The following is a 25888-nucleotide window of genomic DNA, read 5'->3' on the forward strand; positions in this document are numbered from 1 at the left end:
GAGACGGGCATGTGGTACGGGTCGAGACGGGCGGTTCTGCGGAGCCTGGTGGCGGCCGGTATCGTTGCCTCCGGTGTAACTGGCCTCGCGGCGCAGGAAAGCGCGCCGGCCGCGCCGAAATTCAAGGCGGTGACCACCTTCACCGTCATCGCCGACATGGCGCGCAACGTGGCGGGCGACGCGGCGGTAGTGGAATCAATCACCAAGCCGGGCGCTGAGATTCATAACTACGCCCCCACGCCCGGCGACATACAGCGCGCGCAGGGCGCCCAGCTGATCCTCTGGAACGGGCTGAATCTCGAACTCTGGTTCGAGAAGTTCTTCCGCAATCTCAAGGATGTGCCGAGCGTGGTCGTCTCCGCCGGCGTCGATCCGATCAGCATCTCGCAGGGGCCCTACAGCGGCAAGCCGAACCCCCATGCCTGGATGTCGCCCGCCAATGCGCTGATCTATGTCGACAATATTCGCGACGCCTTCATGAAATACGACCCCGCGAACGCGGCGACCTATGCGGCCAATGCGAGCGCCTACAAAGCGAAGATCGAGGCCGCCGTCGCGCCGATCCGCGCCGAGCTCGACGCCATTCCCGCCGACAAGCGCTGGCTGGTGTCGAGCGAGGGCGCCTTCTCCTATCTCGCACGGGATTTCGGGCTGAAGGAGCTTTATCTCTGGCCGATCAATGCCGACCAGCAGGGCACGCCGCAGCAGGTGCGCAAGGTGATTGACGCGGTGCGCGCCAACAAGATCCCGGCCGTGTTCAGCGAAAGCACCGTTTCCGACAAGCCGGCGCAGCAGGTGGCGCGGGAGACCGGCGCGCTCTATGGCGGCGTGCTCTATGTCGACTCGCTGAGCGAGGCGGACGGGCCGGTGCCGACCTATATCGATCTGCTGACCGTCACGACAGGCACGCTGGAAAAGGGCCTCGCCAAGGGGTTGTCACAGTGAACGCCGCGCTCGACCTTCCCCCCACCGCCGAGGGCCTCGCCGTCCGCCATGTCTCGGTGACCTATCGCAACGGCCACACCGCCCTGCGCGACGCCAGCTTCGCCATCCCAACCGGCACCATCACCGCGCTGGTCGGGGTCAATGGCTCGGGCAAGTCGACCCTGTTCAAGGCAATCATGGGCTTCGTGCGTCTCGCCTCGGGCGAGATCAGCATTCTTGGCGCCAGCGTGGCCGAGGCGCTGAAGCGCAATCTCGTCGCCTATGTGCCGCAGAGCGAGGAGGTGGACTGGAACTTCCCCGTGCTGGTGGAAGACGTGGTGATGATGGGCCGCTACGGCCATATGGGCTTCCTGCGTATTCCCCGCGCCGCCGACCGGGCGGCGGTCACCGACGCACTGGCCCGCGTCAATATGAGCGAGTTCCGCAAGCGGCAGATCGGCGAACTCTCCGGCGGCCAGAAGAAGCGGGTCTTCCTCGCCCGCGCGCTGGCGCAGGACGCGAAGGTGATCCTGCTCGACGAACCCTTCACCGGTGTCGACGTGAAGACCGAGGAGGCGATCATCGCCCTATTGCGCGCGCTGCGCGACGAGGGGCGGGTGATGCTGGTCTCGACCCATAATCTCGGTAGCGTGCCGGAGTTCTGTGACCGCACCGTGCTGGTGAAGGGCACCGTGCTCGCCTATGGCCCGACGGCGGAGACCTTCACCGAGGCCAATCTGGAGAAGACCTTCGGCGGCGTGCTGCGCCATTTCGTGTTGAGCGGGGCGGGGCTGCACGCGGATGACGACAGCCGCCAGCTCGCCGTGCTGACCGACGACGAGCGCCCGCTGGTGTTCTACGGCGAAAAGGGCGAATGCGCGCCCCGCACGCGGGAGAACGCCCCGTGATCACGCTGCTGGCGGAACCCTTCGGTTATGAATACATGCGCAACGCCATGTGGGTCTCGGCCCTTGTCGGGGCAGTGTGCGCTTTCCTCTCCTGCTATCTCATGCTCAAGGGCTGGTCGCTGATCGGCGACGCGCTGTCCCATGCCATCGTGCCCGGCGTCGCCGGCGCCTATATGCTCGGCCTGCCCTTCGCCATCGGCGCCTTCTTCTCCGGCGGGCTGGCGGCAGCGGCGATGCTGTTTCTCAACCAGCGCACCAAGCTGCGGGAGGACGCCATCATCGGGCTGATCTTCTCCTCCTTCTTCGCGCTCGGCCTGTTCATGGTCTCGCTGTCGCCGACCTCGGTGAACATCCAGACCATCGTGCTCGGCAACATCCTCACCATCACGCCGGAGGACACGCTGCAACTGGCGATCATCGGCACGCTGTCGCTGGCGATCCTTCTGGTGAAGTGGCGCGACCTGATGGCGGTGTTCTTCGACGAGGCGCATGCGCGCTCCATCGGCCTCAAGCCGACGGCGCTGAAAATCCTGTTCTTTACCCTGCTGGCGGCGTCGACGGTCGCCGCGCTGCAGACCGTGGGTGCCTTCCTCGTCATCTGTCTCGTCGTGACGCCCGGCGCCACTGCCTATCTGCTGGCCGACCGTTTCCCCCGGCTTCTGGCGATCGCCGTCGCCATCGGCGCCGGCACCAGCTTTCTCGGCGCCTATGCCAGCTATTTCCTCGACGGCGCCACCGGCGGCATCATCGTGGTTCTGCAGACGGCGGTCTTCCTCAGCGCCTTCGTCTTCGCGCCCAAGCACGGCATGCTGGCGGCGCGGCGGCGGGCGGCGGAAGCCATGAGCTCGGAGGCGTCGGCATGATCGAGACGCTGCTCACCCCGTTCCAGTTCGACTTCATGGTCAACGCGCTCGTCATCTCCGGGCTCGTGGCGGTGCCGATGGCGCTGCTTTCCTGCTTCCTGGTGCTGAAGGGCTGGTCGCTGATGGGCGACGCCATCTCACACGCCGTATTTCCCGGGGTGGTGCTGGCCTATATCCTCGGCCTTCCGCTGGCGCTCGGCGCCTTCGCCGCCGGCATGTTCTGCGCGGTGGCGACCGGCTATCTCAAGGACAATAGCCGCATCAAGCAGGACACGGTGATGGGCATCGTGTTCTCGGGCATGTTCGGTGTCGGGCTGGTGCTCTACGTCAAGATCCAGTCCGAGGTGCATCTCGACCATATCCTGTTCGGCGACATGCTCGGCGTTTCCTGGCGCGACATCGGCGAGACGGCGCTGGTGGCCATCGTGGTGGCGGCGGTGATCGCGGTGAAGTGGCGTGATTTCCTGCTGCACGCCTTCGATCCCGTGCAGGCGCGCGCCGTCGGGCTGCCGGTCGGGTGGCTCCACTACGGCCTTTTGTGCCTGATCTCGCTCACCATTGTCGGCGCGCTCACCGCCGTGGGGCTGATCCTCGCCATCGCCATGCTGATCGCGCCGGGGGCTATCGCCTTTCTCCTCACCCGCACCTTCGGCGCCATGCTGGCGGCAGCGCTGGCGGTGGCAGTGATCGCCTCGCTGCTGGGCGTCTACCTCTCCTTCTTCCTCGACAGCGCCCCGGCCCCGACCATCGTGCTGCTGATGAGCATCGTATTCATCGCCGCGCTGTTGCGCGCCTCGCTGAGGACGCGCCGGATCGAGGCGGGAGAGGCCGGCTGAGCGGGGCTTACCGTGAACCGAGGCCGAGCGAGGCGCAGGTCGCCTCGCTCTCGCGCGCCAGTTCCTCGAACTGTGCCGCCCGCCCGTTACCAGCGCGCCAGAAATAGCCCATCTCCCGGCTGGCCGGCCAGCCATCGAGGGTGAGCAGGGCGATGTCGTCCTCCATGCGGAATTCCGAACGGGCGTAGAGCTCGGGAAACAGCGACATGCCCATGCCCATCAGCACCATCTGGCGCAGCGCGTCGAGGCTGGTGCCTTCATAATCCTCCCGCATCTCGGCGCCGCAGGCCGCCGCGAGCTGGCGCGTGCGCTCGAACAGATGATGCCCGCGCCCGAGGGTGAGCAGCCGCTCACCGCGCAGCGCCTGCGGATCGACATGGCCGAGGGCGGCGAGCGGATGGTCCTTCGGCACGCCGAGAAAAATGCTCTCGCGGCACAGCCGACGGAAGGTGACGGCGTGGCCGGAATCCGGCGCCGGCCCGAGGCCGCAGTCGAGCGCACCCGACACCACCTCGCGCAGGATCGCCGCCGGGCGCTCCTCCTTGATGTAGATCTGCAGCGACGGGAAACGGGCGTGCAGGGGAGACAGAAGATGCGGCAGGAAATAGGGGCCGAAGGTTGGCGCCACGCCGAGCCGGATCAGCCCGCCGAGATTGCGCGCCCCGCTCGCCGCCACCGCGACGATGTCGTCCAGCGTCAGCAGCACCTCCCGTGCTGCCTCGATCACCCGCATCCCGATGGCGGTGGGCTGCACCCGGCCGGGCGTGCGGTCGAACAGCGGGGTGCCGAGCTGCGCTTCCAACTGGGCGATCTGCACCGAAAGCGTGGGTTGCGAGACATGGCAGCGACGCGCCGCCGCGCCGAAATGACCGGTCTCCGCCAGGGCCACGGCATATTCCAGCTGGCGATGGGTGGGACGGAAGGCCAAGCCTCATAGCTCCTGACTATCGATACTATTGAGACTATGCATTGGAACTATGATCGCGTCCACGTCATCTTGTCCCCGTTGAAAGGAGGTTGACGTGGACCAGTTCCTCAAGTCGTTGACGACCCGGAGCCAGTTGCTCGATGTCGAACTCGCGGCCGAACGCCGCCGCGAGCAGCCGGACGGCGAACGCCTGATGGCACTCAAGCGCATCAAGCGCCAGATTCTCGCCCAGATCGACTATCTGCGCCGCGAAGGGCGCGAGAGAGTCGAGGTGCGGGCCACGCGCCGCCCCGGGCGTTTCACCGATCTGGCCCTGCCGCGCCTGCGCTGACCTTCCCCTTTCGCCCAACTGAGGTCCGGGTCCCTCTGACGGCACCGCCGCCATGTCGGCCCTCAATCCACCCATGCTCCCCGCATGTCCGCACGAACGGGCTGCGTCGCCCTCCGCGGTGCCGCAGCCCGGCGTGCTGTCGCGCGCCGTGGAGCCTGAACCGAGGACCCCATGGACACATTGATTGCGCTGATCACCGCCGACATTGTCGGCACGCCCGCCTGGCTCTGGCTGAGCTTCCTTGCCGTCGTCTTCGTCCTGCTCGCCTTCGATCTCGGCGTGCTGAACAAGGGCGAGAAGGAACTGGGCATTGCCGAAAGCCTCAGACTCTCGCTGTTCTATATCGCCGTCGCCGTGCTGTTCGGCGGCTGGGTGTGGTACTCGCGCGGCGCCGACGCCAGCATGCAGTATTTCACCGGCTATGCGATCGAGAAGGCGCTGTCGATCGACAATGTCTTCGTCATCTCGCTGATCTTCAGCTATTTCGCCATTCCCCGCATCTATCAGTACCGCGCCCTGGTCTGGGGTATCATTGCGGTACTGGTGCTGCGTGGCCTGATGATCGGCGTCGGCGCGGCACTGGTGCAGGAATATGACTGGGTGCTGCTGCTGTTCGGCGCGTTCCTGATCGGCACCGGCATCAAGATGCTGATCGTCAAGGAAGGCGAACAGGACATCTCCAAGAACCCGCTGGTGCGCCTGCTCTCCCGCGTGCTGCGGGTGACCCCGCAGCTGCACGGCCAGCGCTTCATCGTGCGCCAGCCGCACCCGGTGACGGGCAAGATGGTTCTGTGGGTGACGCCGCTGTTCCTGGCGCTGGTGGTCATCAACATCGCCGACCTGATCTTCGCGGTCGACTCGGTGCCGGCGATCTTCGCCATCACCACCGACACCTACATCGTCTTCACCGCCAACATCATGGCGATCCTCGGCCTGCGCGCCCTCTACTTCGCCCTGGCCGCCATGGTTCACCGCTTCGAATACCTGAAATACGCTCTGGCGCTCGTGCTGGTGTTCATCGGTGGCAAGATCTTCTGGAACTACTATTACGGCAAGCTCGACCCCGCGATCTCGCTTGGCGTAACGGTGGCGATGATCGCCGGCGGCATCGTCTTCTCGCTGTGGAAGACCCGCAAGAACGCGCTTGGCGCGCACTGACCAGGAAGACCGGCGCTCACGCGCCGGCCCTTCCCGACGCCTCAAGGGGCCGGGCCGGAAGCCGCACCGCGGCGCCGCGCCCGGCCTTTGCCGTTTCCATTCCGGCTATCGCTCGCCCTGCATCATCTCCGGCAGCGTGACCAGTTCGACCCCGGCCGCACGCAGGGCCTCGCAGCAGGCATTGGCCACCGCAAGAGCGGAAGGCTCGTCGCCATGCAGACACAGCGAATCGAACCGGGTCGGCATGCGCTTGCCGCTCACCGAAACGATCTCGCCCTCCAGCACCATGCGCACCGCCCGCGCCGCCGCGACGGCGGGATCGCGGATCATCGCATCCCCATGGGCGCGCGCGCGCAGATTGCCGTCATCCTCATAAAGCCGGTCGATGAAGGCCTCCCGCGCCAGTGGCACGCCGAAATCGACCGCCGCCCGCTCCATCTCCGTGCCGGACAAAGCGAGATAGTAGAGCGAGGGGTCGACCACCTTGATGGCGCGGGCGACGGCGCGGGCATAGTCGGGCTCCACCGCGCACATATTGTTGAGCGCGCCATGCGGCTTCACATGCGTGACCTTCATCCCCGCATAGGTCGCCATAGCGGCCAGAGCGCCGAGCTGATAGGCGACGAGATATTCGAGATCGTCCGCACTCATGCGGATCTGCCGGCGCCCGAAGCCCCAGAGATCGTTGAAGCCGGGATGCGCGCCGACGGAAACGCCGTTCGCCTTCGCCTTCAGGCACACATCGCGCATGATCGTCGCGTCGCCGGCATGCAGGCCGCAGGCGACGTTCACGCTCTTGACGATCTTCAGGATCGCGTCGTCATTGCCGATCGCATAATGCCCGTAGCCCTCGCCGAGATCGGCATTGATGTTGATGCGTTTTGTCACGGAAGCTCCCAAAGGGCTGATGCCGGCGCGTTGAAGTCCTTATACGACAGAGCCTTTCAGGGCGGAACGCGGCGGAGGCAGGGATGGGGGACGACACGGCGACGACGGCGCGGCGCCTGGGTGCGCGGGCGCGCTTCCTGCCCGCCGGCGACACCGCCTTCGCGGTCGAGTTCGGGGAGTGCATCGACCCCGCGATCAACGCCCTCGTCCACCGCACCGCCGCGCTTTTGGCCGCCACCCCGCCGGATGGGCTGGTGGAGACCGTGCCCAGCTTCCGCTCCCTGCTGGTCCATTACGACCCGCTCGCGACCAATGCGGAGACTTTGCAACGGCTTATTGGCGATCTTGAGCTGGACGAGGCGCTCACCGCCGGTCCCAGCCGCATCTGGCGGGTACCGGTGCTCTATGGAGGCGCGGGCGGGGCGGACCTCGCCGAGGTCGCGGCGGCGACCGCGTTGAGCGAGGCGGAGGTGATCGACCTCCATGCAGGCACGCTCTACCGGGTCTATGCGCAGGGCTTCCTGCCCGGCTTCGCCTATCTCGGTGACCTGCCGGCATCGCTCGACCTGCCGCGACGGACGAATCCGCGCGTTCGTGTCCCGGCGGGTTCGGTCGCCATTGCCCAGCGCATGACGGGCATCTACCCCGTGGAATCGCCGGGCGGCTGGCATCTCATCGGCCATACGCCGCTGCGCTTCTTCGACCCCGGCAAGGCGCCGCCGACCCTGTTCGCGCCGGGCGATGGGGTGCGGTTCGTGCCGGTGGATGCCGACGCCCATGCCGCCACCGCCAGCGCGGTTGCGCAGGGGTGCTATGTCCCGGAAACCGAAGGGCTTTCCACGTGACCGGCTACCTGCACATCCTCCAGCCCGGCCTGCAGAGCACGGTGCAGGACCTCGGCCGCGTCGGCTTCCAGGCCTATGGCGTGCCGGTGTGCGGCGCGCTGGACAGCATGGCTCTGCGGCTCGCCAATGCGCTGGTGGGCAATGCGGCCGGGGCGGCGGCGCTGGAAATTCGCCTGCTCGGCCCGGTATTTGAGGTTTGCGACGGACCGCTGCGGATGGCACTGGCGGGCGCGCAGGCGGAGATTGAGGTGAATGTCGGCGGCGAAACGCAGCGCTATGGCGCGTGGCGGGCCATCGATGTGCCGGAGGGCGCGCGGGTGCGGATCGGCGCGCTGACCGGATCGGGCTGCGCCGTGCTTGCCTTTGCCGGCGGGATCGACGTTCCGCCTGTCCTTGGGTCGTGGTCGACCGATTCGAAGGGCGGATTTGGCGGCCATGAAGGGCGCGCGCTGGCGGCGGGCGACCGGCTGAACATAAGCAATGCCAGCGCTTTAGGCCCGTGCCTCGCGCTTCCCTCCGCGCCCGCCACTGACGGCGAAGTGACGCTGCGCGCGGTGCCCGGCCCGCAGGCGGACGCGTTCACCGAAGCGGCGCTGGAAGCTTTCTTCCATACCCCCTACCGCGTCTCGCGCGAGGCGGACCGCATGGGAATGCGGCTCGACGGGACGCCGCTCACCTTCCGTGGCGGTGCCGATATTGTCTCGGACGGCATCGTCACCGGCGCCGTCCAGGTGCCAGGCTCGGGCCTGCCGATCCTCTTGCTCGCAGACCACCAAACCATTGGCGGCTATGCCAAAATCGCTACCGTCATCTCCGCCGATTTGCCGCGTGCCGGCCGATTGCTGCCGGGCGCGACCCTGCGTTTCACGGCGGTGAGCGTGGCGGAGGCGGAAGCGGCGCGGCGGGTGGCGGAGGCAGAACTGCAACGGCTGATAGCCTCGATGGCGCCGGTGCGCGACGGTGCCGGCCTCGACCTTGAGGCGCTCTATGGCGCCAATCTGATCTCCGGCGTCGTCAGCGGGCTCTAGGCCGTATCACTCTGATATTAAATGCTTTTATCGCCGCCGGATATGTGCGATCAGCGCTTCCACGGCGACGCCATAGCCGCTCGGGCCGAGGCCGATAATGCACCCCGTTACCGCTGACGCCAGTGGAGCATGATGGCGGAAGGGTTCGCGGGTGAACACATTGCTCACATGTACTTGAAAAGTCGGCTTTTTCACCGCTGACAGGGCGTCGAGCAGGGCGATGGAGGTGTAGGAGAGGCTGCCGGCGTTGATGACGATGCCATCCGCCGCGGTGCGGGCCTCCTGAATCCAGTCGACCAGCACGCCCTCATGGTTCGACTGGCGGAAATCGACTTCTCCGCCAAGCACTTGCGCCCGCACGCGGCAATCTTCCGCGATATCTTCCAGCGTCAGCGCGCCATAGGGGCCGGTAGGGTCGAGGCCGTAGAGATTGGTGTTGGCGCCATTGAGCACGAACAGGCGGACGGGCGGCAAGCTCATGATAATCAACGCCCTTTCGCTAAAATGTCAGGCCGCGCGCTCGCGCGGGCGGGTGGTGGCCATGGCCGCCGCCGGACGGCCTTTATGTCCGCCTATGACCCGAGCGGAAGCCCGAGGCTGATGAGGCCGATGAGGTGGACAGTGTGTCCGATCAGGGCTGGCTTGACGGGGCTGCTTGAAAGGCGTCATCCCGGACGGACCAGCGGCCCGCTCCGGGATCGTGTGACAGGTGGAGACCGATCCCGGCTCTCCGCTGCGCTCCGGCCGGGATGACGGCAAGAGATGCAAAAGAGTCTCCCCCCTCACTCATCCCCCGGCACGCCATAGGACGGCGCGGTGGAAGGGTCGAGCGCGCGGGTGACATAGGCGTCCATCTGCGGCTTCCACAGTTCCCACAGATCGGCCAGCGCGCCGAGGGGGTCGCTCTCGTGCCAGTCCACCCGCAGGTCCGCCACCGGCCACGCCACCGTGTCGACGATGAGCATGCCGACCGAATGCACCGGCCCCTCCTCGCCGCCGGCCGCCAGCGCCGCCTGCATGGCGGCGACCAGCCGGTCGCCGAGGGGTCCCGAAGCGGCGGTGAAGGCATCGACCATCGCCTGCGGCACATGCTTTGAGGCGAGAAGATTGCCGGCCGCCACCACGCCCTCGCCCTCGGCGATGTGGTGGGTGCCGAGCGTCTTCGCGCCGGAAAAGCCCGCCGTGCGGCCCTGCGCATCAATGAGCGCGATCTGCCGGTAGTCGATATAAGCGCCCGAAGCCCGCAGCCGGGTCAGCGCCTCCGGCGCCGAGAGGCCGGAGGCCATCAGGTCCAGCCCCTTCGGCCCCAGCGTGGGGTCGGTGATGTTCTGCGTCGCCACCGCTCCCACCCCGGCGCGGGCATGGGCGCAGCGCGCCGCCACCGCCGGCGAGGAGGACGACACCGCGATGCCGAACTGCCCCGTGCGCGGGCAACGGGCGGAAATGGAAAAGGTCATAAGCGCGCCCTCACGCCGCGTCGGGAATGACGGCGGTGACCTCGATTTCGACAAGCCATTCCGGCCGCGCCAGTGCCGGCACGACAAGGCCGGTGGAGCAGGGGAACACGCCTTCCATCCACTTGCCCATCTCCTGATACACCGCCTCGCGGTAGCGGATATCGGTGAGGTAGACGACGATGCGGCAGATATGGCTCATCTCGCTGCCCGCCTCTTCCAGCAGCAGCTTGATATTGGCCATCGCCTTGGCGGCCTGCGCGCCGGCATCGCCGACATGCACGCTCTCGCGCGTGTCGAGGTCCTGCGCCACCTGCCCGCGCAGGAACACCATGGTCCCCCGCGCCACCACGCCCTGCGAGAGGTCGTTGTTCAGCTTCTGCTCGGGATAGGTCTGCTTGGTGTTGAAAGGGCGGATGCGCTTATGCGTCGGCATGAAGGAGCTCTTTGCTGGAGAGGGACGGGACGGAAAGAGGCGCTCACGCCACTTCAAGCCGGCGGTAGCTTCGGTTGGAATAGACCAGCGGATGCTCGGCATGGGTTTCCATCGCCACCACATTACCGGCGACGATGCGGTGGGTGCCATGCTCGAACACATTGGCCAGCCGGCAGTCGAAGCGGCACAGCGCGCCGCGCAGCAGCGGGGCGCCGGTGGCGAGGCCATCCCACTCGCCCGCTTGGAACCGATCCTCGCGCAGTTCCGGCACCAGCCCGGCGAAGCTATCCGCCACGCGCTGCTGGCCCTGGGCGAGGATGTTGGCGGCGAACACGCCATTGGCGAGCAGCACCGGCAGGCAGCGGCTGTCGCGGTGCAGGCAGAACAGCAGCGAAGGCGGTTCCAGCGAGAGCGAGGACAGGCTGGAGACGGTGACGCCGACACGGCCATGCGCCCCGTCGCTTGTCACCACGCTCACGCCGGCCGCGGTGCGGCCCATGGCGTGGCGGAAGGCGGCGGGGTCGATGGCGTGCATCGGCGTCGCTCCTCAGTTTTTGCCGGTCACCTTGTCCGACAGCCCGGCCGCCTTGCGGACGAAATCCAGCGGCCCGGAGAAGTCGAAGGCGTTGTAGACGGCGTTGAGGTGGTTGAAGTGCGGGGCCTGCGCGAACTGGACGAAGGTCAGCCGGTGGCCGGCATAGTCGGAGTTGAGCAGGTCGCGGGCGAAGGCCAGCAGCTTGCGGCGGTCTTCCGCCTCCCACTGCTTGTTCAGCGTGTAGAACTTCTTCAGCCAGTCGCCCGAGCCGGCATTTTGGAAGGCGGCGGCGTTGGGGGTGACGCAGATCTGGCCGCCGCACAATTCGCGGGCGATGTGCATCATCGCCGGCAGGTTGGAACAGCCATGCACGCGGCCGGCATAGAGAAGCGACTGGTTGGGCATCAGCAGCCCGCCGGGGCTCTTTTCCGCCAGCGCGATGGAGGCAGTGAGATGGGCGTTGATGCCCTCGCGGTAGCAGACGAGATCGGCCAGCTTCTCCCGCACCGATTGCAGCTTGTCGAGGCCGGTCTGCTTCGCGTTCCACATCGCCGCGCCGATCATCATGTCGGCGACGTAGAGCAGGCGATGGACGTAAGGAAACGCCGAGTAGCGGTGCAGCGTGGCGCGGATGTACTGCGCCGCCTTGGTGTGGCGGTAGAAGAACACGTTCTCCCACGGGATCAGCACATTGTCGAAGATGACGAGGGATTCGACCTCGTCGAACTTGTTGGCCAGCGGGTAATCCTGCGGGTTGGTGCGGCCGGCGAAGGAAGAGCGGCAGATCTGCTTCACGCCGGGCGCGCTCATCGAGATGATGCCGCCGACGGCGTAGTCGGACAGCGTCTCATTGGTCCAGGCGCCGACGGTCGGCTTGAGGAAGGCCTGGTCGGCATAGGCAGCGGCGGTTTCGTACTTCGCGCCGCGAATGACGATGCCGGCATCGGTCTCCTTGACCACATGCACCATCATGTCCGGGTCCTGCTCCTGCGGCGGCAGGGAGCGGTCGCCCTTGGGGTCGGTGTTGGCGGAGATGTGGAAGATGTCGTTGTCGAAGATGTTCTGCACATGCTTGTCGACATTGTCGGCGAAGCGCGGGTCGAACTCGGCCAGCACGTCGCGGCCGTCGATGAGCGACCAGACTTCGCCGATGGTCTCATCGCCGACGCGGGTGACGACGCCGCCAATGTCCTTCATGACCAGATCGACCGCCTCGACCTTGTCGGTCCAGTCCTTGGTCTCGCGCGGCGGCTTGTAGAAAATGGTGTTGCGCTTGTTCTCCTCGACATAGGTGAGGCGGTCCTGATAGGCCGCCTCATGCGCCATGTCGTACATGCGGGCGCGCACATCGACGATCGGCTTGAAAGCGGGGTGGGTGGTGACATCCCTCACCCGCTCGCCATCCATCCAGATTTCGCGGCCGTCCTGGAGACCCTGCCGATAGTCCTGCCCTGTGCGGATCATTGAAGCATCCTTTTCCCGTGAGGAAATATTGCTTGGGGCCGATGGATCGGTAAAATATTATGATTCACTTCTCGGCATAGAAAAACCTGATGAATATCTCCCTGCGCGCGCTGCGCTACGTCGTGGCCACGGCCGATTTCGGCAATCTCACCGAGGCGGCGCGGCATCTGAACGTCTCGCAGCCCTCGATCTCGGCGGCCATCGCCCAGTTCGAGGCGGAGTACGGCGTGCAGGTGTTCGTGCGTCACCATGCAAAAGGCGTGACGACCACCACCGCCGGCACGCGCATCATCAACGAGGCGCGGCTGCTGCTGAACCATGCGCGAGATTTCGGCCAGAACGCCCGCGCCATGGCGGACGAGGTGCGCGGCGAGATCGCGGTGGGCTGCTTCTGGACCATCGCCACCCATTTCATGCCGGGCCTGCTCTCGACCTTCGCCGGCACCCATCCCGGCATCACGGTAAGCCTCGACGAGGGCGACCAGCAGCTGATCCTCGACGCGGTGATTTCCGGCCGCACGGAAATGGCGCTGTCCTATGAATTCGCGCGTCCGGAGGAGGTGATGGCCGAGCCTTTGGCCGAATTGCCGCCCTATGCCGTGCTGCACCCGGACCATCCGCTGGCGCAGCGCGAGCGCATCAGCCTCGCCGACCTGCGCGACGAGCCGTTCATCCTGCTCGACCTGCCGCATTCACGCGACTATTTCATGGGCCTGTTCCACGCCGTGGGCGTGGAGCCGCACATCGCCTTCCGCTCACGCGCCTATGAGCTGACGCGCGGCCTCGTCGGCCATGGGCGGGGCTACACCATCCAGAACGTCATGCCGCGCACGCAGATCACGCCGGATGGCGGACGCGTCGCCTCGGTGCCGCTCACCGATACGCTGCCGCCCGTGCGGCTGGTGAGCCTGCGGCTGCGCCGGCAGACGCCGCGCCCGGCGGTGGAAGTTTTCGCCCGGCATTTGAAGGCGTGCTTCGCGCCCGGCGGCCTCTTCGCCCCCGGCACGCTCTCGCCGCGCGCCACGGTGCGCTAAACGCCAAAGCCCCTGGCGGTTTTGCAAGAGGCGTTCAGGGGCGGACCGCGAACGATCCGCCCCCGACATAAGCTTCAGAGCGCCGCGAGTTCGGTGACGAACTTGGTGCGCAGGAAGGCGTCGAGCCCCTCAATGCCGCTTTCCGAGCCATAGCCGGACTCGTTGACACCGCCGAACGGCGTCTCCGGCGTGGAGACGGCCATGTGGTTGACGCCGACGAGGCCGGCGTCAAGCGCCTCCTCGGTGCGGGCCGCCAGCGCGCCGGAGCGGGTGAAGACGAAGGAGGCGAGGCCATAGGGCAGCGCATTGGCGCGCTCGATCACCTCGTCAAAGCCCGAGAACGAGGTGAGCGGGGCGACGGGGCCGAAGGGCTCGTTCGACATGATCGCCGCATCCGCCGGCACGTCGGCGAGCACCGTCGGGGCGAAGAAGTGGCCCTGATTGCCGATGCGCGTGCCGCCCAGCTTCAGGCTCGCTCCCTTGGCGACGGCGTCGTTCACCAGCTCCTCCATCGCCGCGAGGCGGCGGCGGCCGATCATCGGCCCCATATTGGTGGCGGCGTCGAGGCCGTTGCCGACCTTCAGCGCGGAGGCCAGCTCGACGAAGCGGGCGACGAAGGGCTGGTAGATCTGTTCCTGGATGAAGAAGCGCGTCGGCGAGGTGCAGACCTGGCCGGCATTGCGGAACTTGAACGCCACCAGGGTGCGGGCGGCCAGCTCCAGATCGGCATCGCCATGGACGATGACCGGCGCATGGCCGCCCAGTTCCATGGTGCAGCGCTTGAGCGTATCGGCGGAGAGCCGGGCGAGTTCCTTGCCCACGGCGGTGGAGCCGGTGAGCGTCACCGCCTTCGGGATGGGCGAGGCCAGCAGCACGCGGCTGACATGGGCCGGCGCGCCGAACACCACATTCAGCACGCCCGCCGGCAGGCCGGCCTCCTGGAAGCAGCGGGCGATGGCGACCGCCGTGCCGGGGGTCTCCTCCGCCGGCTTGATGATGATCGAGCAGCCCGCGCCGAGCGCGCCGGCGATCTTGCGGATGACGTTGGAAGACGGGAAGTTCCAGGCGGCGAAGGCCACCACCGGGCCTACCGGCTCCTTCAGCACCATCTGGCGGACATTGGCCATGCGGGCGGGGACGATGCGCCCATAGGCGCGCTTGCCCTCCTCGGCGTACCAGCGGGTGGCGTCGGCGGCGAACTGCACCTCCGGCACGGCTTCGCCCAGCGGCTTGCCGTTCTCCAGCGTCAGGATGCGCCCGATGCGCTCCTTGCGCGCCTCGATGAGATCGGCCGCCTTCATCATCAGCGTGTAGCGCGCCTGGGCGGTCATCGCCTTCCACACTTTGAAACCGCGCTGCGCGGCGTCGAGCGCGCGGGCGAGATCGGCGTCGGAAGCGTGCGGCACGGTGGCGAGCACCTCGCCGGTGGCCGGGTTTTCCAGCGCCTCGCTCTTGCCCTCGGAGCCCTGGCACCAGGTGCCGTCGATCAGCAGCTCAATGGTTTCATCATAGGTGAAAAGGTCGGTCATCATCGTCTCCAGGGGGCCGGAATGAGGGGCGGATCAGCGTCAGCGGCAGAGGAATCCGTCCGCCAGCGGGTCGCCTTGCGCCAGTACGAAGCGGTGCTCGCCGGTGATATGGGCGAGGCCGACAATATGCGGCAAGATCGCGCCGGCCTTTTGGGCGCCGGCCTCCTCCGCGACGGCCCGCGCGGTGGCGGTGAAATCGACGCCGAGAATGTTGCGGGTGCGGATGGGCTGGTCGAGGCGCAGTTCGCCGCGCGTCACCAGCTGCGCCAGCCGGGCGGAAGAGCCGGTGCCGCAGGGCGAGCGATCGAACTTGTTGGATTCCAGCACCACCAGCTGGCGGCTCACCAGCCCCTCCTCATCCGCCTCGGTCTCGTAGAACAGGATGGAATCGACCGGGCGCGCGGCGCCGGGCACACGGCCCTCATTGATGCCGGCATTCAGCGCCGCCTTCAGCGCGGCGCCGACGGCCATGGCATGGGACACGCCGGACGGCGCCAGCTCCACCCCGGCGGCGCGGGCGGCGATGAGGCCGTACCAGTTGCCGCCCCACACCACGTCGGCGCTGACATTCAAACCGGCGGCGGTGACGAGCACATTGCAGGCGGCGACATGGGCCGGGACATTCTCGAAGGTGACGGCCGCGACCATCCCCTGTTCGCGGCGCACATGCACGGTGATGATGCCGGCCGACACTTCCAGCGTGAAGGAGGAGTGCGGCGCGTCGGCCGGGCCGATCAGGCCCATATGGTCGAGCGTGACCGCGAGCCCGATCGTCGCGTGGCCGCACATCTCAAGATATTTGTAGCTGCCGAGGAAGAAGGCGCCGAAATCCGCGCGCGTGCTCTCGGTCATGACAACGCCGACCATCGCCGCATGGCCGCGCGGCTCATGCAGCAGGAAGGTGCGCAGCGGATCAAAGCGGGCGCGGAAATCCTCCGCCCGCGCGTCGACCGTGTCGCCCTTGAGCGGCGGCACGCCGCCGGTGACGACGCGGGTGGGGTGGCCCGCCGTGTGGCTGTCGATGGTCGAGATCCAGCGCCTCATCGTCATGGCGGGCCCCTCTCCTAGCGGCCGGACTTGATGGTGTCGGCGATCTTCTCGCCGGCCATGATCGTCGTCAGCATGGTGTTGGCGCTGATGACCGCCGGCATGATCGAAGCATCGACCACGCGCAGCCCCTCGACGCCGATCACCCGGGCGGCGCTGTCGACCACGGCGCGCGGATCGTCCGGGCGGCCGATGCGGCAGGTGCCGGAGGCGTGCCAGCTGCCGCAGGCATTCTCGCGGATCCAGGCGCGCAGCCCCTCGCGGTCGGCCATCATCTCCTTCGCCTTGAGGCCGGGGGTGATGACATTCTCGATCATCAGCTTACGCGCCAGCGGGCCGGTGCCCATGATGCCGGCGGCCATCAGCGTCATGAACCAGTTGGTGCGGCTCACCGCGCCGAGCTTGCGCACGCGCTCGGAGAAGGTGGCGGGGAAGATGCTCTCGATCACCCCGTCCATCGCCGGATCGGTGACGATGCCCCAGAGCCGGTGCATGCCGTCCTCCAGCCGCGCGAGGTCGCGCTCGTCGGAGAGCTGGCGGAAATTGACGAAGGGCGCGGTCGCGGCGTCGCTTCCCTGAAGCCGTACCTCGCCGGTGGAATAGGGCCGGTTGACGCAGACCAGGATCGAGGCCAGCCGCCGGCCGAGCGGGTGCCAGGCGGCGCGGTTGGAGGGCAGCACGAACATGTCGCCCGGCGTGGTCTCCGGCAGGCCGGACGAATAGCGATAGCCGAGCTGGATGTGGCGGCGCTGGCTGGCCGGCAGGCGCGCGGCTTTCGGCAGATAGGCGGCGAAGGCCACCATCGGGTGGTCCTGCAGGTTCTGGCCGACGCCGGGCCGGTCCGCCCGCACATTGATGCCGAACTCCTTCAGATGCGCCGCCGGGCCGATGCCGGCGCGCAGCAGATGGGCCGGCGTCTGCAGCGCGCCGGTGGAGAGGATCACCTCCCGCGCCTTGAGCGTCATCGGCCCCTGCGGCCCCTGCGCCTTCAGCCCGGTGACGCGGCGGCCCTCGAACAGCAGCTCCGTCATCTCGGTTTCGGCGAGAATGGTGAGGTTCGGCCGGGCACGCACCTCGCGGGTGAGATAGGCGCGGGCGGTGGAGACGCGCTGGCCATCGACATTGTTGATGGTCATCGGGAAATAGCCGTCGTCGAAGACGCCGTTATGGTCCCGGATATTGGCCACGCCCTTCTTGTCGAGCACCTTCGCCACGGTCTTCGCGAAGGGCGACCAGTCCTTTTCCGGGATGCGGCGCAGCGGCAGCGGGCCGTGGCTGCCATGCAGCTGGCTGTCGCCATAATCGAGGTCGGTTTCCAGCTTGCGGAAATAGGGCAGCACGTCGTCCCAGCCCCAGCCCTCGGCGCCGTCCTCGCGCCAGTGCTCATAGTCCCAGGGCACGCCGCGAAAGGCGAACTGGCCGTTGATCGAGGTGCCCCCGCCCATCACCCGCGCCTGCTCGTAGCGCCGCCCCGCCGCGCCGGGCTTGGGGTCGTTCAGGTGGATGGACAGGTTCTGCCAGTGATAGAGCCGGTTGAAATAGGCGACGATCGGATAGGCATCGAGCGTGTCGGCCGGCTCCGCGCCGGGCGGCGTATCGCGCCCGGCCTCGATCAGCGCGACCTTGAGGTTCGAGGCTTCCGACAGCCGGCTCGCCAGCACGGCACCCGCCGCGCCGCCGCCGACGACGATGTAGTCATATGCGTGTTCGGACATTTTTTCAGCCGTGGTTGAGCCAGACGGTCTTGAAGCGCAGGAAGCCTTCGAGCCCCGCGCGCCCCATTTCCTTGCCGAAGCCGGAGCCGGCGAAGCCGCCTTGAGGGGTGGCGAAATCGGGCTGGCGGCCATGGCCATTGACCCAGACCGTGCCGGCGTTGAGGCGGGCGGGCAGCGCCAGCGCCTTGGCGGCGCTGGTGGTGTAGAGGCTGGCGGCGAGCGCGTAGCTGGGATGGTTGGCCATCGCCAGCGCCTCGTCCTCGTCGTCATAGGCGTAGACGGAGAGCACCGGGCCGAAGAATTCCTCGCGGAAGCCGACCGAGGTGTCGGGCACGCCCGAAAGCACCGTCGGCTCGACATAGGCGCCGGCATTCATGTTGGCGCAGCGCCGCCCACCGGTGAGCACGGTGGCGCCGTCCGCCACCGTCTGCGCGAGCATGGCGTCGATCCGCTCCGCCTGCTTCTCGCTGATGATCGGCGGCAGGGTGGCCCGGCTGTCCCAGGTGGGGCCGGCGATGCGCGCCTGCGCGAGGCCGATGATCTTGTCCGTCAGCTCGTCCAGCAGCCGGCGCGGCGCGATCAGCCGCGTGCCGGCGGTGCAGACCTGGCCGGCATTGGCCAGAAACCCGCCGGCGATGGTGGCGGCGAGCGCGTCGAGGTCGTGCGCGTCATCCATGACAAGCTGGGGCGTCTTGCCGCCGAGTTCCAGCGTCAGCGGCTTGGTGCCGGTCATCGCCGCATCCGCCATCACCCGCGCGCCGGTGGCGGAGGAGCCGGTAAAGGTGATCTTAGCCGTGAGCGGATGGCGCACCAGCGCCGAGCCGGTAGCGCCCGCACCCTGCACCACGTTGAACAGGCCGGCGGGCAGGCCGGCCTCGATGGCCAGCTCGGCGATCATGACAGCCGAGGACGGGGTGAGCTCGGAAGGTTTCAGCACCACCGCATTGCCAGTCGCCAGCGCCGGGGCGGACTTCCAGATGGCGTTGATCGCCGGGAAGTTGAACGGCGCGATCGAGCCGATGACGCCATAGGGTTCGGGCTTGAGAAAGGTGGTGCCGCTGTTCGCCCCGGCGATCAGCGACCCCTCGATCTTGTCGGCCCATTCGGCGAAGTAGCGCACGGCGCCGGCCGCGCGGACGAGGTCGCGGGTGAGGACGTCGGCTACCGGCCGGGTCGTCGTCGCCGCTTCCAGCCGCCCGAGCTCGGTGCGCCGCGCGTCGATGAGGTCGGCCCATGCCTTCAGTACCCGCGCCCGCTCCAGCGGCGTGGCGGTGGCCCAGCCGGAGGCGGTGCGGGCGTGGGCGGCGCTGCGCATTGCCGCGTCCACCAGCGCCTCGTCCGCCGCGCGGATGGTGCCGATCGCCGCGCCGTCGGACGGGCGGACAAGCGCGATCTCCGCGCCGTCGCCGGCGACGCGCCGCCCGCCGATCAGGTGATCGGTGATGGCAGTGACGCCATTCGGGTCGAAATCGTGGGACATGTGCCTCTCCTGAACCCGTTTTCTCAGACGCCCGTCAGGCGGAAGCCCTGCTGGAACGGGTCATGGGGATCGAGGAAGAAATTGAAGCTGCCGGTGAGATAGGCCGAGCCGGTGACGGTGCAGCGGATCGCCGGCAGCTCGCCGACGGTGGCCTCGCCATGGATCTCGCCGGTGAACACCGTGTCGAGAATGCCGGCATGGCGGAACGTATCGCCCACCTTCAGCTCGCCCTTGCCGTGCAGCATGGCCATGCGCGAGGCGGTGCCGGTGCCGCAGGGCGAGCGGTCGATCACGGTGGGCGGGCAGACGACGACGTTCTTGCCGTCGAAGCGCACCCCGTCGCCGTCGCCGACGATCTCGATCTGGTAGATCTCGTTGACATGGGCGAGGGTCGGGTGCTGGACCGGAATGTCCTTCAGCCCGGCGCGCAGTTCCGCCGCCGCGCTCACCAGCGCCCAGGCATTATCGGTGGTCAGTTCGAGGCCGAGGTCGGAGCCCTTGACGATGAGATAGAAATCGCCGCCGAAGGCGATGTCGGCGCGCACCTTGCCGAAGCTCTTGGTCTCGACGAACACGTCGCGCTGGTAGAGGAAGCTCAGCGGCATCTCCAGCGTGACGGAAACGGCGCGGCCGTTCTCCACCTTCACCCGCGCCGGCACGACGCCCGCCGGGGTGTCGAGCCGCACCAGCGTCTCGCCCTCCTGCGCGGTGATGTAGCCGGCCTCGACCGCGATGGTGGCGACCGCCATGGCGCAGTGGCCGCACATGGGCGGATAGGTGTCCGGCTCAAGAATGAGCATGCCGATATCGGCGTCGGGCGAGCAGGCCTCGGTGAGCACGGCGGCCGGCATGTTGAACGAGCCGCGCGGCTCGAACAGCACGAGCTGGCGCAGCCAGTCGCGGCTCATCAGGTCGGCGCGCTTTTCCACCATGGTGGCGCCGCGGATCGGCCCGAAGCCGGAGGTGATGAGGCGCAGCGGGCAGCCGGCGGTGTGGGAATCGATGCCCTGGATGATGCGGGTCGAGCGCATGATAATGTCCGTTCAGGCGAGCGTGTTGATGAGGGCGGCGACATCGGCCTCGGCGAGGATCTTCGCCACAGTGGCCTGCTGCGCGTCGGTGAAGGGCAGCAGCGGCTCGCGCGGAATGCCGACCGGCTGGCCGAGGGCGTTCATCGCCGCCTTGATGCCGGCATAGAAGCTGCCGCTCTTGAAGCAGCGATAAATGGCGAACAGCGCCGGCTCCAGACGGTCCGCCGTGGCGGCATCGCCCGAGGCGCAGGCGTCGAAATAGGCGCGCACGAGGCGGCCGGAGAGCTGGTGCGCCATGGCGACCACGCCGACCACGCCGAGCGGCAGGGAGGAGCGGATCATCGTCTCATAGCCGACAAACACCGCCAGCTCGCCCTTCACCTTCTGGCACAGCTCGGCGACCTGCTGGATGTCGCCGGAGGAATCCTTGATGGCGACGACGTTCGGAATCTCGGCGAGGCGGGCCACCAGATCGGGGGTGATGTTGACGCCGATGCGCACAGGGCTGTTGTAGAGCATGACCGGCAGGCCGGAGGCGGCGCAGATGCGGCGGTAGAAATGCTCGGCCTCGCGCAGGTCCGGCTTGGCGTAGATCGGCGGCAGGGCAAGGATGCCGTCGCAGCCCGTCGTCTCGGCGGCCTTGGTCAGTTCCAGCACCACATCGGTGTGGAGATCGGAGACGCCGGCCAGCACCGGCACGCGGCCGGCGGCGACCTTCACCGTCGCCTCGAACAGCTTCACCCGCTCGGCGACGCTCATGGCGTAGAACTCGCCGGTCGAGCCGCAGACGATGAGCCCGTCGGCGCCATTGGCGATATTGGCCTCGGCGAGGGCCTCGAAGCGCGGGAAGTCGATCGGCCCCTCGGGCAGGAAGGGGGTCACGAGGACACTGTGGATGCCCTGCCAGTTGGTCTTGCTCATGTGCGGTCTCGTTTCAGGAAGGCTGTGTCGGGACAGAGCGGGGGCGTGGCGCGGCACGCGGCCCCGCGCGAAAGACGTTTGAGGTGCGGAAGGCGCCGGGCGGCGCGTCAGGTCTGAAGCAGCGGGCGCATCAGCTCGGCGGTGGCGTGGAAACGGTTGACGAAGGCGCGCACGCGCTCATTCGTGGGATGCAGCAGCACCTCCTGCGGCGTGCCCTGGGCGCAGATCGCGCCCTGATCGAGGAACACGACGCGGGTGGCGACCTCCAGCGCGAAGCCCAGCTCATGGGTGACGACCAGCATCGTCATCCCCTCGCGGGCCAGCGTGATCATGGTGTTAAGCACCTCGCCGACCAGTTCCGGGTCGAGCGCGGAGGTCGGCTCGTCGAACAGCATCAGCGAGGGGCGCATGTTCAGCGCGCGGGCGATGGAGACGCGCTGCTTCTGCCCGCCGGAGAGCCGGCCGGGCATGCGGTCGGCGAACTCCGCCATGCCGACCTTGGCGAGCAGGTCCATGGCGCGGGCGCGGTTGGTGGCGTCCGCCTCGCCCAGCACGGTGCGCGGGCCTTCCATCACATTCGCCAGCACGTTCATGTGCGGGAACAGGTTGAACTGCTGGAACACCATGCCGACGCGGCTGCGCATGGCGGCGACCTCGCGGCCGCTGATGCGGGCATTGTCGCGCCCGTCCGGCGCCCGGTCGAAAATGGGCGAGCCATCGACGACGATGCGCCCGGAGGTCGGCTGTTCCAGCAGGTTGACGCAGCGCAGCAGCGTGGTCTTGCCGGAGCCGGACGAGCCCAGCAGCGCCACCACCTCGCCGGGATAGACGGTGAGATCGATGCCGCGCAGCACTTCATGCGAGCCGTAGCACTTGCGTACCTGGCGCACTTCGACCAGCGCGGGGGCGTCGGCGGGAAGACGGGTCATGGCGGGGCCCCCTCTCAGTGACGGCGCATCTCGAGCCGGCGCGCGAGATAGTTGGAGGGAATGAGAACGGCGAGGAAGATGAGGCCGACCACGGTGTAGACCTCCATCGGCCGGTAGGTGAAGGAAGAGACGTAGCTCGCCTGATAGAGGAGGTCCGGCACGGTGAGCACCGAGAGCAGCGTCGTGTTCTTCATCTGGATGATGGTCTGGCCGGCGAGCGGGGGCACCATCTGCCGCAGCGCCTGGGGCAGGATGATGCGGCGCATCGCCTGCCAGGAGCGCATGCCAAGCGCCTTGGCCGCGTCCGCCTGCCCGTGGTCGAGCGACTGGATGCCGGCGCGCAGGATTTCGGCGTAATAGGCGCCGCCATAGAGGCTGAGGGCGAGAATGCCGGCCGCCTGCTTGCTGATGTTGATGCCGGCGAAGATCGGCAGGGCGTAATAGCTCCACAGCAGCCAGACCAGCAGCGGCACGTTGCGGAAGAACTCGACGAACAGCCGGCCGACAACGCGCAGCGCCTTGACCGGCGAGAGCTGCACCAGGGCGATCAGCAGCCCGATGACAAGCCCGAGGACGCAGGTGATGACCGTGTATTCGAGGGTGACGACCAGTCCCCAGGCGAACAGATGGGCGTTTTGGGTAATGACGGACCAGTCGAACACGGCGCGGCGACCTTGCGGTGGAGGGAAAGGCCGGTGCCGGCGGCGGGCGCCGGCACCGTAGGAGACGTCGACGAGGGGGGCGACGTCAGAAGTTGAATTCAGGCGGCAGCACGGAGAGGTCGATGCCGCGCGCCTCGAAGGCCTTGCGCAGCTTGCCCTGGGCGAGGCCGAGGGCGCGCTGCTGGTTCACCCAGTTGGTGAGCCAGTTCTCGTAGCCCTCATTGCCTTCCTCGCGGCGCATGCCGATGGTCGCCGGGTTGAGCAGCATCGGGCTCGGCAGGATGATCTGGCCGCTGATCGCCTTGGAGACGTCGATGGCGTCGAACACGGCGAGGATCATCGCGTCGGCGCGGTTGGCCTGCAGCTCCATGATGCCGAGCGGGCGGTCTTCCACCACGATGATGTTCGCCTTGGGGGTGAGCGCCTCGGCGACGACCTGCATCGTGCCGCCCTTCTGCACGACGATACGCACCGACGGGTCGTTCAGCTCGGCCCAGGTCTTCTTGGCGAAGCCCGGCTTGGTGACGATGGCCCAGGCATCGGTGAACAGCGGCACGCTGAGATAATCCACCACGAGGCCGCGCTTCGGGTTCGGGTTGAGGCCGAAGGCGATGTCGATCTTGTTGGCCTGGAAGTCGGCGGCGAGGTTGCCCCAGGTGGTCTCGACCGGCACCACCTTGACGTTGAGCAGCGTGGCGATGTCGTTCGCCCAGTCCATGTAGAAGCCGCTCCACGCACCCGTGTTGCGGTCGCGGATATAGCCGGGCTCCTCGCCGATCATGACCGGCACGCGCAGCTCGCCGCTCTTGCGGATGCGGTCGAGCACGAGGTTGGGATCGGCGGCGAAGGCGGACTGGAAGGTCGAGAGCGCCAGCACGACGGCGCCCACGAACATGAGGACGAAAGAGCGGAAAAGCGAGCCGGCGGCCGGAGACGGCCGGAGGGACGAGGCGGTGGTCATCGTCGGTTCCCTAGTTCTCTGGTTTGGTGTTGAGGCGAGGCCTATCGCAGGAAGCCGCTGCCGAGAGGATCGCCCATCTCCTGGATGAGCGTCGCCACGGCTTTCAGGTGCGCGCGTCCCGTGATCCGGGTCGTGGCGGCCACGGCACCGCCGGCGCCGTGGGTCAGGGTGATGAGTTCGCCGGACAGACGCCCGCCGAACAGGCTGACCGCGTCGAGCCGCGTCCCCGGTTGCGCGGCGCCGGTGGCGGCGCGCAGGGCGAGGAGGCAGGCAAGGCCGGCGACGCCGGGGGAGCGGTCGAATTTCTGGCGATCAATGGCGAGGAACTGGCGCACCGCGCCGGCCTCGTCCGTGCCGTGGAACAGCACGGAATCGACGCTGGGCTGCGCCCCGCGCCGGCGCGGCAGCGCCTCGTTGAGATGGCGGCGCAGGCTGTCACCGAGGGCGAGCAGGCGGTCGATATGGCCCGCCTCCAGCGTCAGCCCGGCGGCCTGCGCATCGACGAGCGCGGTGCAGTCGCCGCACATGGCGATGGCGACATCGAGCTCCAGCCCGTCGATCGCCACGCGCCGGCCCGCCTCCGCGATGAGGGCGGGCGGCATGTCGAGGGCGATGGCGTCGGCGTCGCCGTCCACACCCACTTCGACGCTGAGAATGCCGTTCGGCACCTCGATGGTGAAGCGCGAATGGCGGGTGAGGCGGCCCAGCGCGCGCAGCGCCGCCGTGTAGCCCATGATGGCGTGACCGCAGAGGCCCGGATAGCCATAGGAGGAGATGAAGAAGGCGCCGAAATCCGCCGCGCTGGAGGCCACCGGCACCAGACCGAAGGCGCCGGAATGGCCGCGCGGCTCGTGCAGCAGCATCGGGCGCAGGCTGTCATAGCGCTGCGCGAACTGGCGGGCCTTGCCGGCCACGCTGTCGGCGTCCAGCCCTTCCAGCGGCTCGATCAGAATATGGGTCGGGTGGCCCTCGGTGTGGGTTTCGATGACGCGGAAGGTGCGCGCGCCCGAGGGCAGCTCCAGGCTCAGCGCGCCCTCGCCGATGCCTTCGCCAATGCCGGCACCGAGGCCGAGCCGGCGGTCGGTGCGCTCGAAGCTCATGGAGGAGAGGCGGTCGCTGTCGGTGTTGATCCACAGCACCTTGGCCGGCACCGAGCCGGTGTTGCGCCAGCGATGGGCGATGCGGCTGTTGAAATAGGCGCCATCGCCGGGGTTCAGCACCTCGGCGTCACGGTCGGCCAGCGCGAGTTCGAGCGAGCCTTCCAGCACATAGATCAGCTCCTCGCCCTCATGGGCGTAGAAGCCGTCGCTCTCGCGCTCGGGGTCGATGGTCCACACTTCGGCGTCCATCAGCCGCTGCGAGACGGTGAGCTGCTCGATGGTGACGCCGGGGCCGAAGGAGCCGACGATGCGCCCCTGCCCCCGGCGAACCACGGGAAAATCGCGCCCCTTTGTGCCGCCGAGCAGTTCCGCCAGCGTGCGGCCGAACACCTCGGCGATGGCGTTGAGCCGCGCCGGGGAAAGGAAGGCGACGCCGCGCTCGAACATGGAGAGATGCGAGGTGGCGATGTCGGTGCGCTCGGAAAGCTCGCGCAGCGACATGCCCGCCTCCTGGCGCAGGCCGCGCACGCGGGCGCCGAGATGATTGAACGCGACCGGCGCCGCCTCGCCTTCCGGCGCGGGAGCGGCCTCCTCCTCGCTGTCGAGCAGCCGGCGGATGGCGGAAAGGCTCTGGCCATCCACCCGGCGCATGCGGTCGATGCGGCGAACCCGCTCGATCTCCGCCTCGCCATAGGAACGATGACCGCCCGCCGACTTGCTGGGGGTCAGCAGGCCCTGGTTCTCCCAGGAGCGCAGGGTCGACACCGCAATGCCGGTCACCTTGGCGACATGGCCGATGGAGAAGGGGAAGCGGGCGGCCGGCTGGGTCATGCGGTCTACATACCGTTTGTAGAAACACCGAACATGCGCAGACGGTATGC

26 protein-coding genes are annotated in these 25888 nt (G+C 67.8%); 9 read left to right on the top strand and 17 right to left on the bottom strand.

Going from position 1 to position 25888, the window contains the following annotated elements:
• The first annotated feature begins 9 nt into the window (after positions 1-9).
• From ACP2AH_RS14030 to ACP2AH_RS14045, 4 genes are read left to right on the top strand one after another with little or no spacing between them, the layout of a single operon-like run.
• Positions 10-945, top strand: a complete 936-nt coding sequence (locus ACP2AH_RS14030) for a metal ABC transporter substrate-binding protein (RefSeq protein ID WP_425106367.1) — start codon at positions 10-12, stop codon at positions 943-945.
• Positions 942-1832 carry a manganese/iron ABC transporter ATP-binding protein gene (locus ACP2AH_RS14035; protein WP_425106368.1) on the top strand — a complete coding sequence of 297 codons (891 nt, stop codon included), beginning with the start codon at positions 942-944 and terminating at the stop codon, positions 1830-1832. The genes ACP2AH_RS14030 and ACP2AH_RS14035 overlap by 4 nt, the downstream gene beginning before the upstream one ends.
• A 35-nt stretch (positions 1833-1867) precedes the next feature.
• On the top strand, positions 1868-2695 hold the full coding sequence (locus ACP2AH_RS14040; RefSeq protein WP_425107043.1) for a metal ABC transporter permease: 828 nt from the start codon (positions 1868-1870) through the stop codon (positions 2693-2695).
• Positions 2692-3531 (top strand): metal ABC transporter permease, encoded by an 840-nt coding sequence (locus ACP2AH_RS14045; protein WP_425106369.1) that lies wholly within the window; start codon positions 2692-2694, stop codon positions 3529-3531. The genes ACP2AH_RS14040 and ACP2AH_RS14045 overlap by 4 nt, the downstream gene beginning before the upstream one ends.
• Positions 3532-3538: 7 nt before the next feature.
• Here ACP2AH_RS14045 and ACP2AH_RS14050 read toward each other — a convergent pair whose 3' ends face one another.
• Positions 3539-4459, bottom strand: a complete 921-nt coding sequence (locus ACP2AH_RS14050; protein ID WP_425106370.1) for a hydrogen peroxide-inducible genes activator — start codon at positions 4457-4459, stop codon at positions 3539-3541.
• Positions 4460-4553: 94 nt separating this feature from the next.
• Between ACP2AH_RS14050 and ACP2AH_RS14055 the strand changes: the two genes are divergently transcribed.
• Positions 4554-4790 carry a hypothetical protein gene (locus ACP2AH_RS14055; protein ID WP_421698075.1) on the top strand — a complete coding sequence of 79 codons (237 nt, stop codon included), beginning with the start codon at positions 4554-4556 and terminating at the stop codon, positions 4788-4790.
• A 171-nt stretch (positions 4791-4961) separates the two neighbouring features.
• Positions 4962-5948, top strand: coding sequence for a TerC family protein (locus ACP2AH_RS14060; RefSeq protein WP_425106371.1), 987 nt, complete (start codon positions 4962-4964; stop codon positions 5946-5948).
• A gap of 105 nt (positions 5949-6053) precedes the next feature.
• Here ACP2AH_RS14060 and ACP2AH_RS14065 read toward each other — a convergent pair whose 3' ends face one another.
• Positions 6054-6836 (bottom strand): LamB/YcsF family protein, encoded by a 783-nt coding sequence (locus tag ACP2AH_RS14065; RefSeq protein ID WP_425106372.1) that lies wholly within the window; start codon positions 6834-6836, stop codon positions 6054-6056.
• Positions 6837-6919: 83 nt separating this feature from the next.
• Between ACP2AH_RS14065 and pxpB the strand changes: the two genes are divergently transcribed.
• Both pxpB and ACP2AH_RS14075 read left to right on the top strand, forming a co-directional pair.
• Positions 6920-7681 (top strand): 5-oxoprolinase subunit PxpB, encoded by a 762-nt coding sequence (pxpB, locus tag ACP2AH_RS14070; protein WP_425106373.1) that lies wholly within the window; start codon positions 6920-6922, stop codon positions 7679-7681.
• Entirely contained in the window at positions 7678-8709 is a 1032-nt protein-coding gene (locus tag ACP2AH_RS14075) for a biotin-dependent carboxyltransferase family protein (RefSeq protein ID WP_425106374.1), read from the top strand. The genes pxpB and ACP2AH_RS14075 overlap by 4 nt, the downstream gene beginning before the upstream one ends.
• A gap of 27 nt (positions 8710-8736) precedes the next feature.
• On the opposite strand, the gene ACP2AH_RS14080 is transcribed toward ACP2AH_RS14075, so the two are convergent.
• From ACP2AH_RS14080 to ACP2AH_RS14100, 5 genes are all read right to left on the bottom strand, one after another.
• The gene (locus tag ACP2AH_RS14080) at positions 8737-9198 is read right to left on the bottom strand and encodes a type II 3-dehydroquinate dehydratase (protein WP_425106375.1); all 462 of its coding nucleotides are present in this window, start codon (positions 9196-9198) and stop codon (positions 8737-8739) included.
• Positions 9199-9491: 293 nt separating this feature from the next.
• Positions 9492-10166, bottom strand: coding sequence for a DUF1028 domain-containing protein (locus ACP2AH_RS14085; protein WP_425106376.1), 675 nt, complete (start codon positions 10164-10166; stop codon positions 9492-9494).
• A 10-nt stretch (positions 10167-10176) separates the two neighbouring features.
• Positions 10177-10599, bottom strand: coding sequence for a RidA family protein (locus tag ACP2AH_RS14090; protein ID WP_425106377.1), 423 nt, complete (start codon positions 10597-10599; stop codon positions 10177-10179).
• A gap of 43 nt (positions 10600-10642) precedes the next feature.
• Positions 10643-11134, bottom strand: a complete 492-nt coding sequence (locus ACP2AH_RS14095) for a flavin reductase family protein (RefSeq protein ID WP_425106378.1) — start codon at positions 11132-11134, stop codon at positions 10643-10645.
• Between the two features lie 12 nt (positions 11135-11146).
• Entirely contained in the window at positions 11147-12598 is a 1452-nt protein-coding gene (locus ACP2AH_RS14100; protein ID WP_425106379.1) for a 4-hydroxyphenylacetate 3-hydroxylase family protein, read from the bottom strand.
• 89 nt (positions 12599-12687) lie between these two features.
• Here ACP2AH_RS14100 and ACP2AH_RS14105 point away from each other — a divergent pair, with 89 nt between their 5' ends.
• Positions 12688-13632: a LysR family transcriptional regulator gene (locus ACP2AH_RS14105; RefSeq protein ID WP_425106380.1), complete on the top strand. Its 945-nt coding sequence runs from the start codon at positions 12688-12690 to the stop codon at positions 13630-13632.
• A 74-nt stretch (positions 13633-13706) separates the two neighbouring features.
• Here the strand turns inward: ACP2AH_RS14105 and ACP2AH_RS14110 are convergent, their stop codons facing one another.
• The 10 genes from ACP2AH_RS14110 to ACP2AH_RS14155 all read right to left on the bottom strand — a co-directional run bounded on the left by ACP2AH_RS14110 (position 13707) and on the right by ACP2AH_RS14155 (position 25838).
• Positions 13707-15161 (bottom strand): NAD-dependent succinate-semialdehyde dehydrogenase, encoded by a 1455-nt coding sequence (locus tag ACP2AH_RS14110; protein WP_425106381.1) that lies wholly within the window; start codon positions 15159-15161, stop codon positions 13707-13709.
• Positions 15162-15200: 39 nt separating this feature from the next.
• A complete protein-coding gene (locus ACP2AH_RS14115; protein WP_425106382.1) occupies positions 15201-16211 on the bottom strand; it encodes a proline racemase family protein in 1011 nt (336 codons plus the stop codon).
• A gap of 14 nt (positions 16212-16225) precedes the next feature.
• A complete protein-coding gene (locus ACP2AH_RS14120) occupies positions 16226-17923 on the bottom strand; it encodes a GMC family oxidoreductase (protein WP_425106383.1) in 1698 nt (565 codons plus the stop codon).
• A 4-nt stretch (positions 17924-17927) separates the two neighbouring features.
• Entirely contained in the window at positions 17928-19403 is a 1476-nt protein-coding gene (locus ACP2AH_RS14125) for an aldehyde dehydrogenase family protein (RefSeq protein WP_425106384.1), read from the bottom strand.
• Positions 19404-19426: 23 nt separating this feature from the next.
• Positions 19427-20434, bottom strand: a complete 1008-nt coding sequence (locus ACP2AH_RS14130) for a proline racemase family protein (protein ID WP_425106385.1) — start codon at positions 20432-20434, stop codon at positions 19427-19429.
• 12 nt (positions 20435-20446) lie between these two features.
• Positions 20447-21355 (bottom strand): 4-hydroxy-tetrahydrodipicolinate synthase, encoded by a 909-nt coding sequence (gene dapA, locus ACP2AH_RS14135; RefSeq protein WP_425106386.1) that lies wholly within the window; start codon positions 21353-21355, stop codon positions 20447-20449.
• 107 nt (positions 21356-21462) lie between these two features.
• Positions 21463-22284: an amino acid ABC transporter ATP-binding protein gene (locus ACP2AH_RS14140; protein ID WP_425106387.1), complete on the bottom strand. Its 822-nt coding sequence runs from the start codon at positions 22282-22284 to the stop codon at positions 21463-21465.
• Positions 22285-22298: 14 nt separating this feature from the next.
• Entirely contained in the window at positions 22299-22946 is a 648-nt protein-coding gene (locus ACP2AH_RS14145; protein WP_425106388.1) for an amino acid ABC transporter permease, read from the bottom strand.
• Between the two features lie 85 nt (positions 22947-23031).
• Positions 23032-23907, bottom strand: a complete 876-nt coding sequence (locus tag ACP2AH_RS14150; protein WP_425106389.1) for a transporter substrate-binding domain-containing protein — start codon at positions 23905-23907, stop codon at positions 23032-23034.
• A gap of 41 nt (positions 23908-23948) precedes the next feature.
• On the bottom strand, positions 23949-25838 hold the full coding sequence (locus tag ACP2AH_RS14155) for a proline racemase family protein (RefSeq protein WP_425106390.1): 1890 nt from the start codon (positions 25836-25838) through the stop codon (positions 23949-23951).
• Positions 25839-25888 lie beyond the last annotated feature (50 nt).

The sequence above is a fragment of the Ancylobacter sp. genome (assembly GCF_965249975.1).
Classification (GTDB): Bacteria; Pseudomonadota; Alphaproteobacteria; order Rhizobiales; family Xanthobacteraceae; genus Ancylobacter.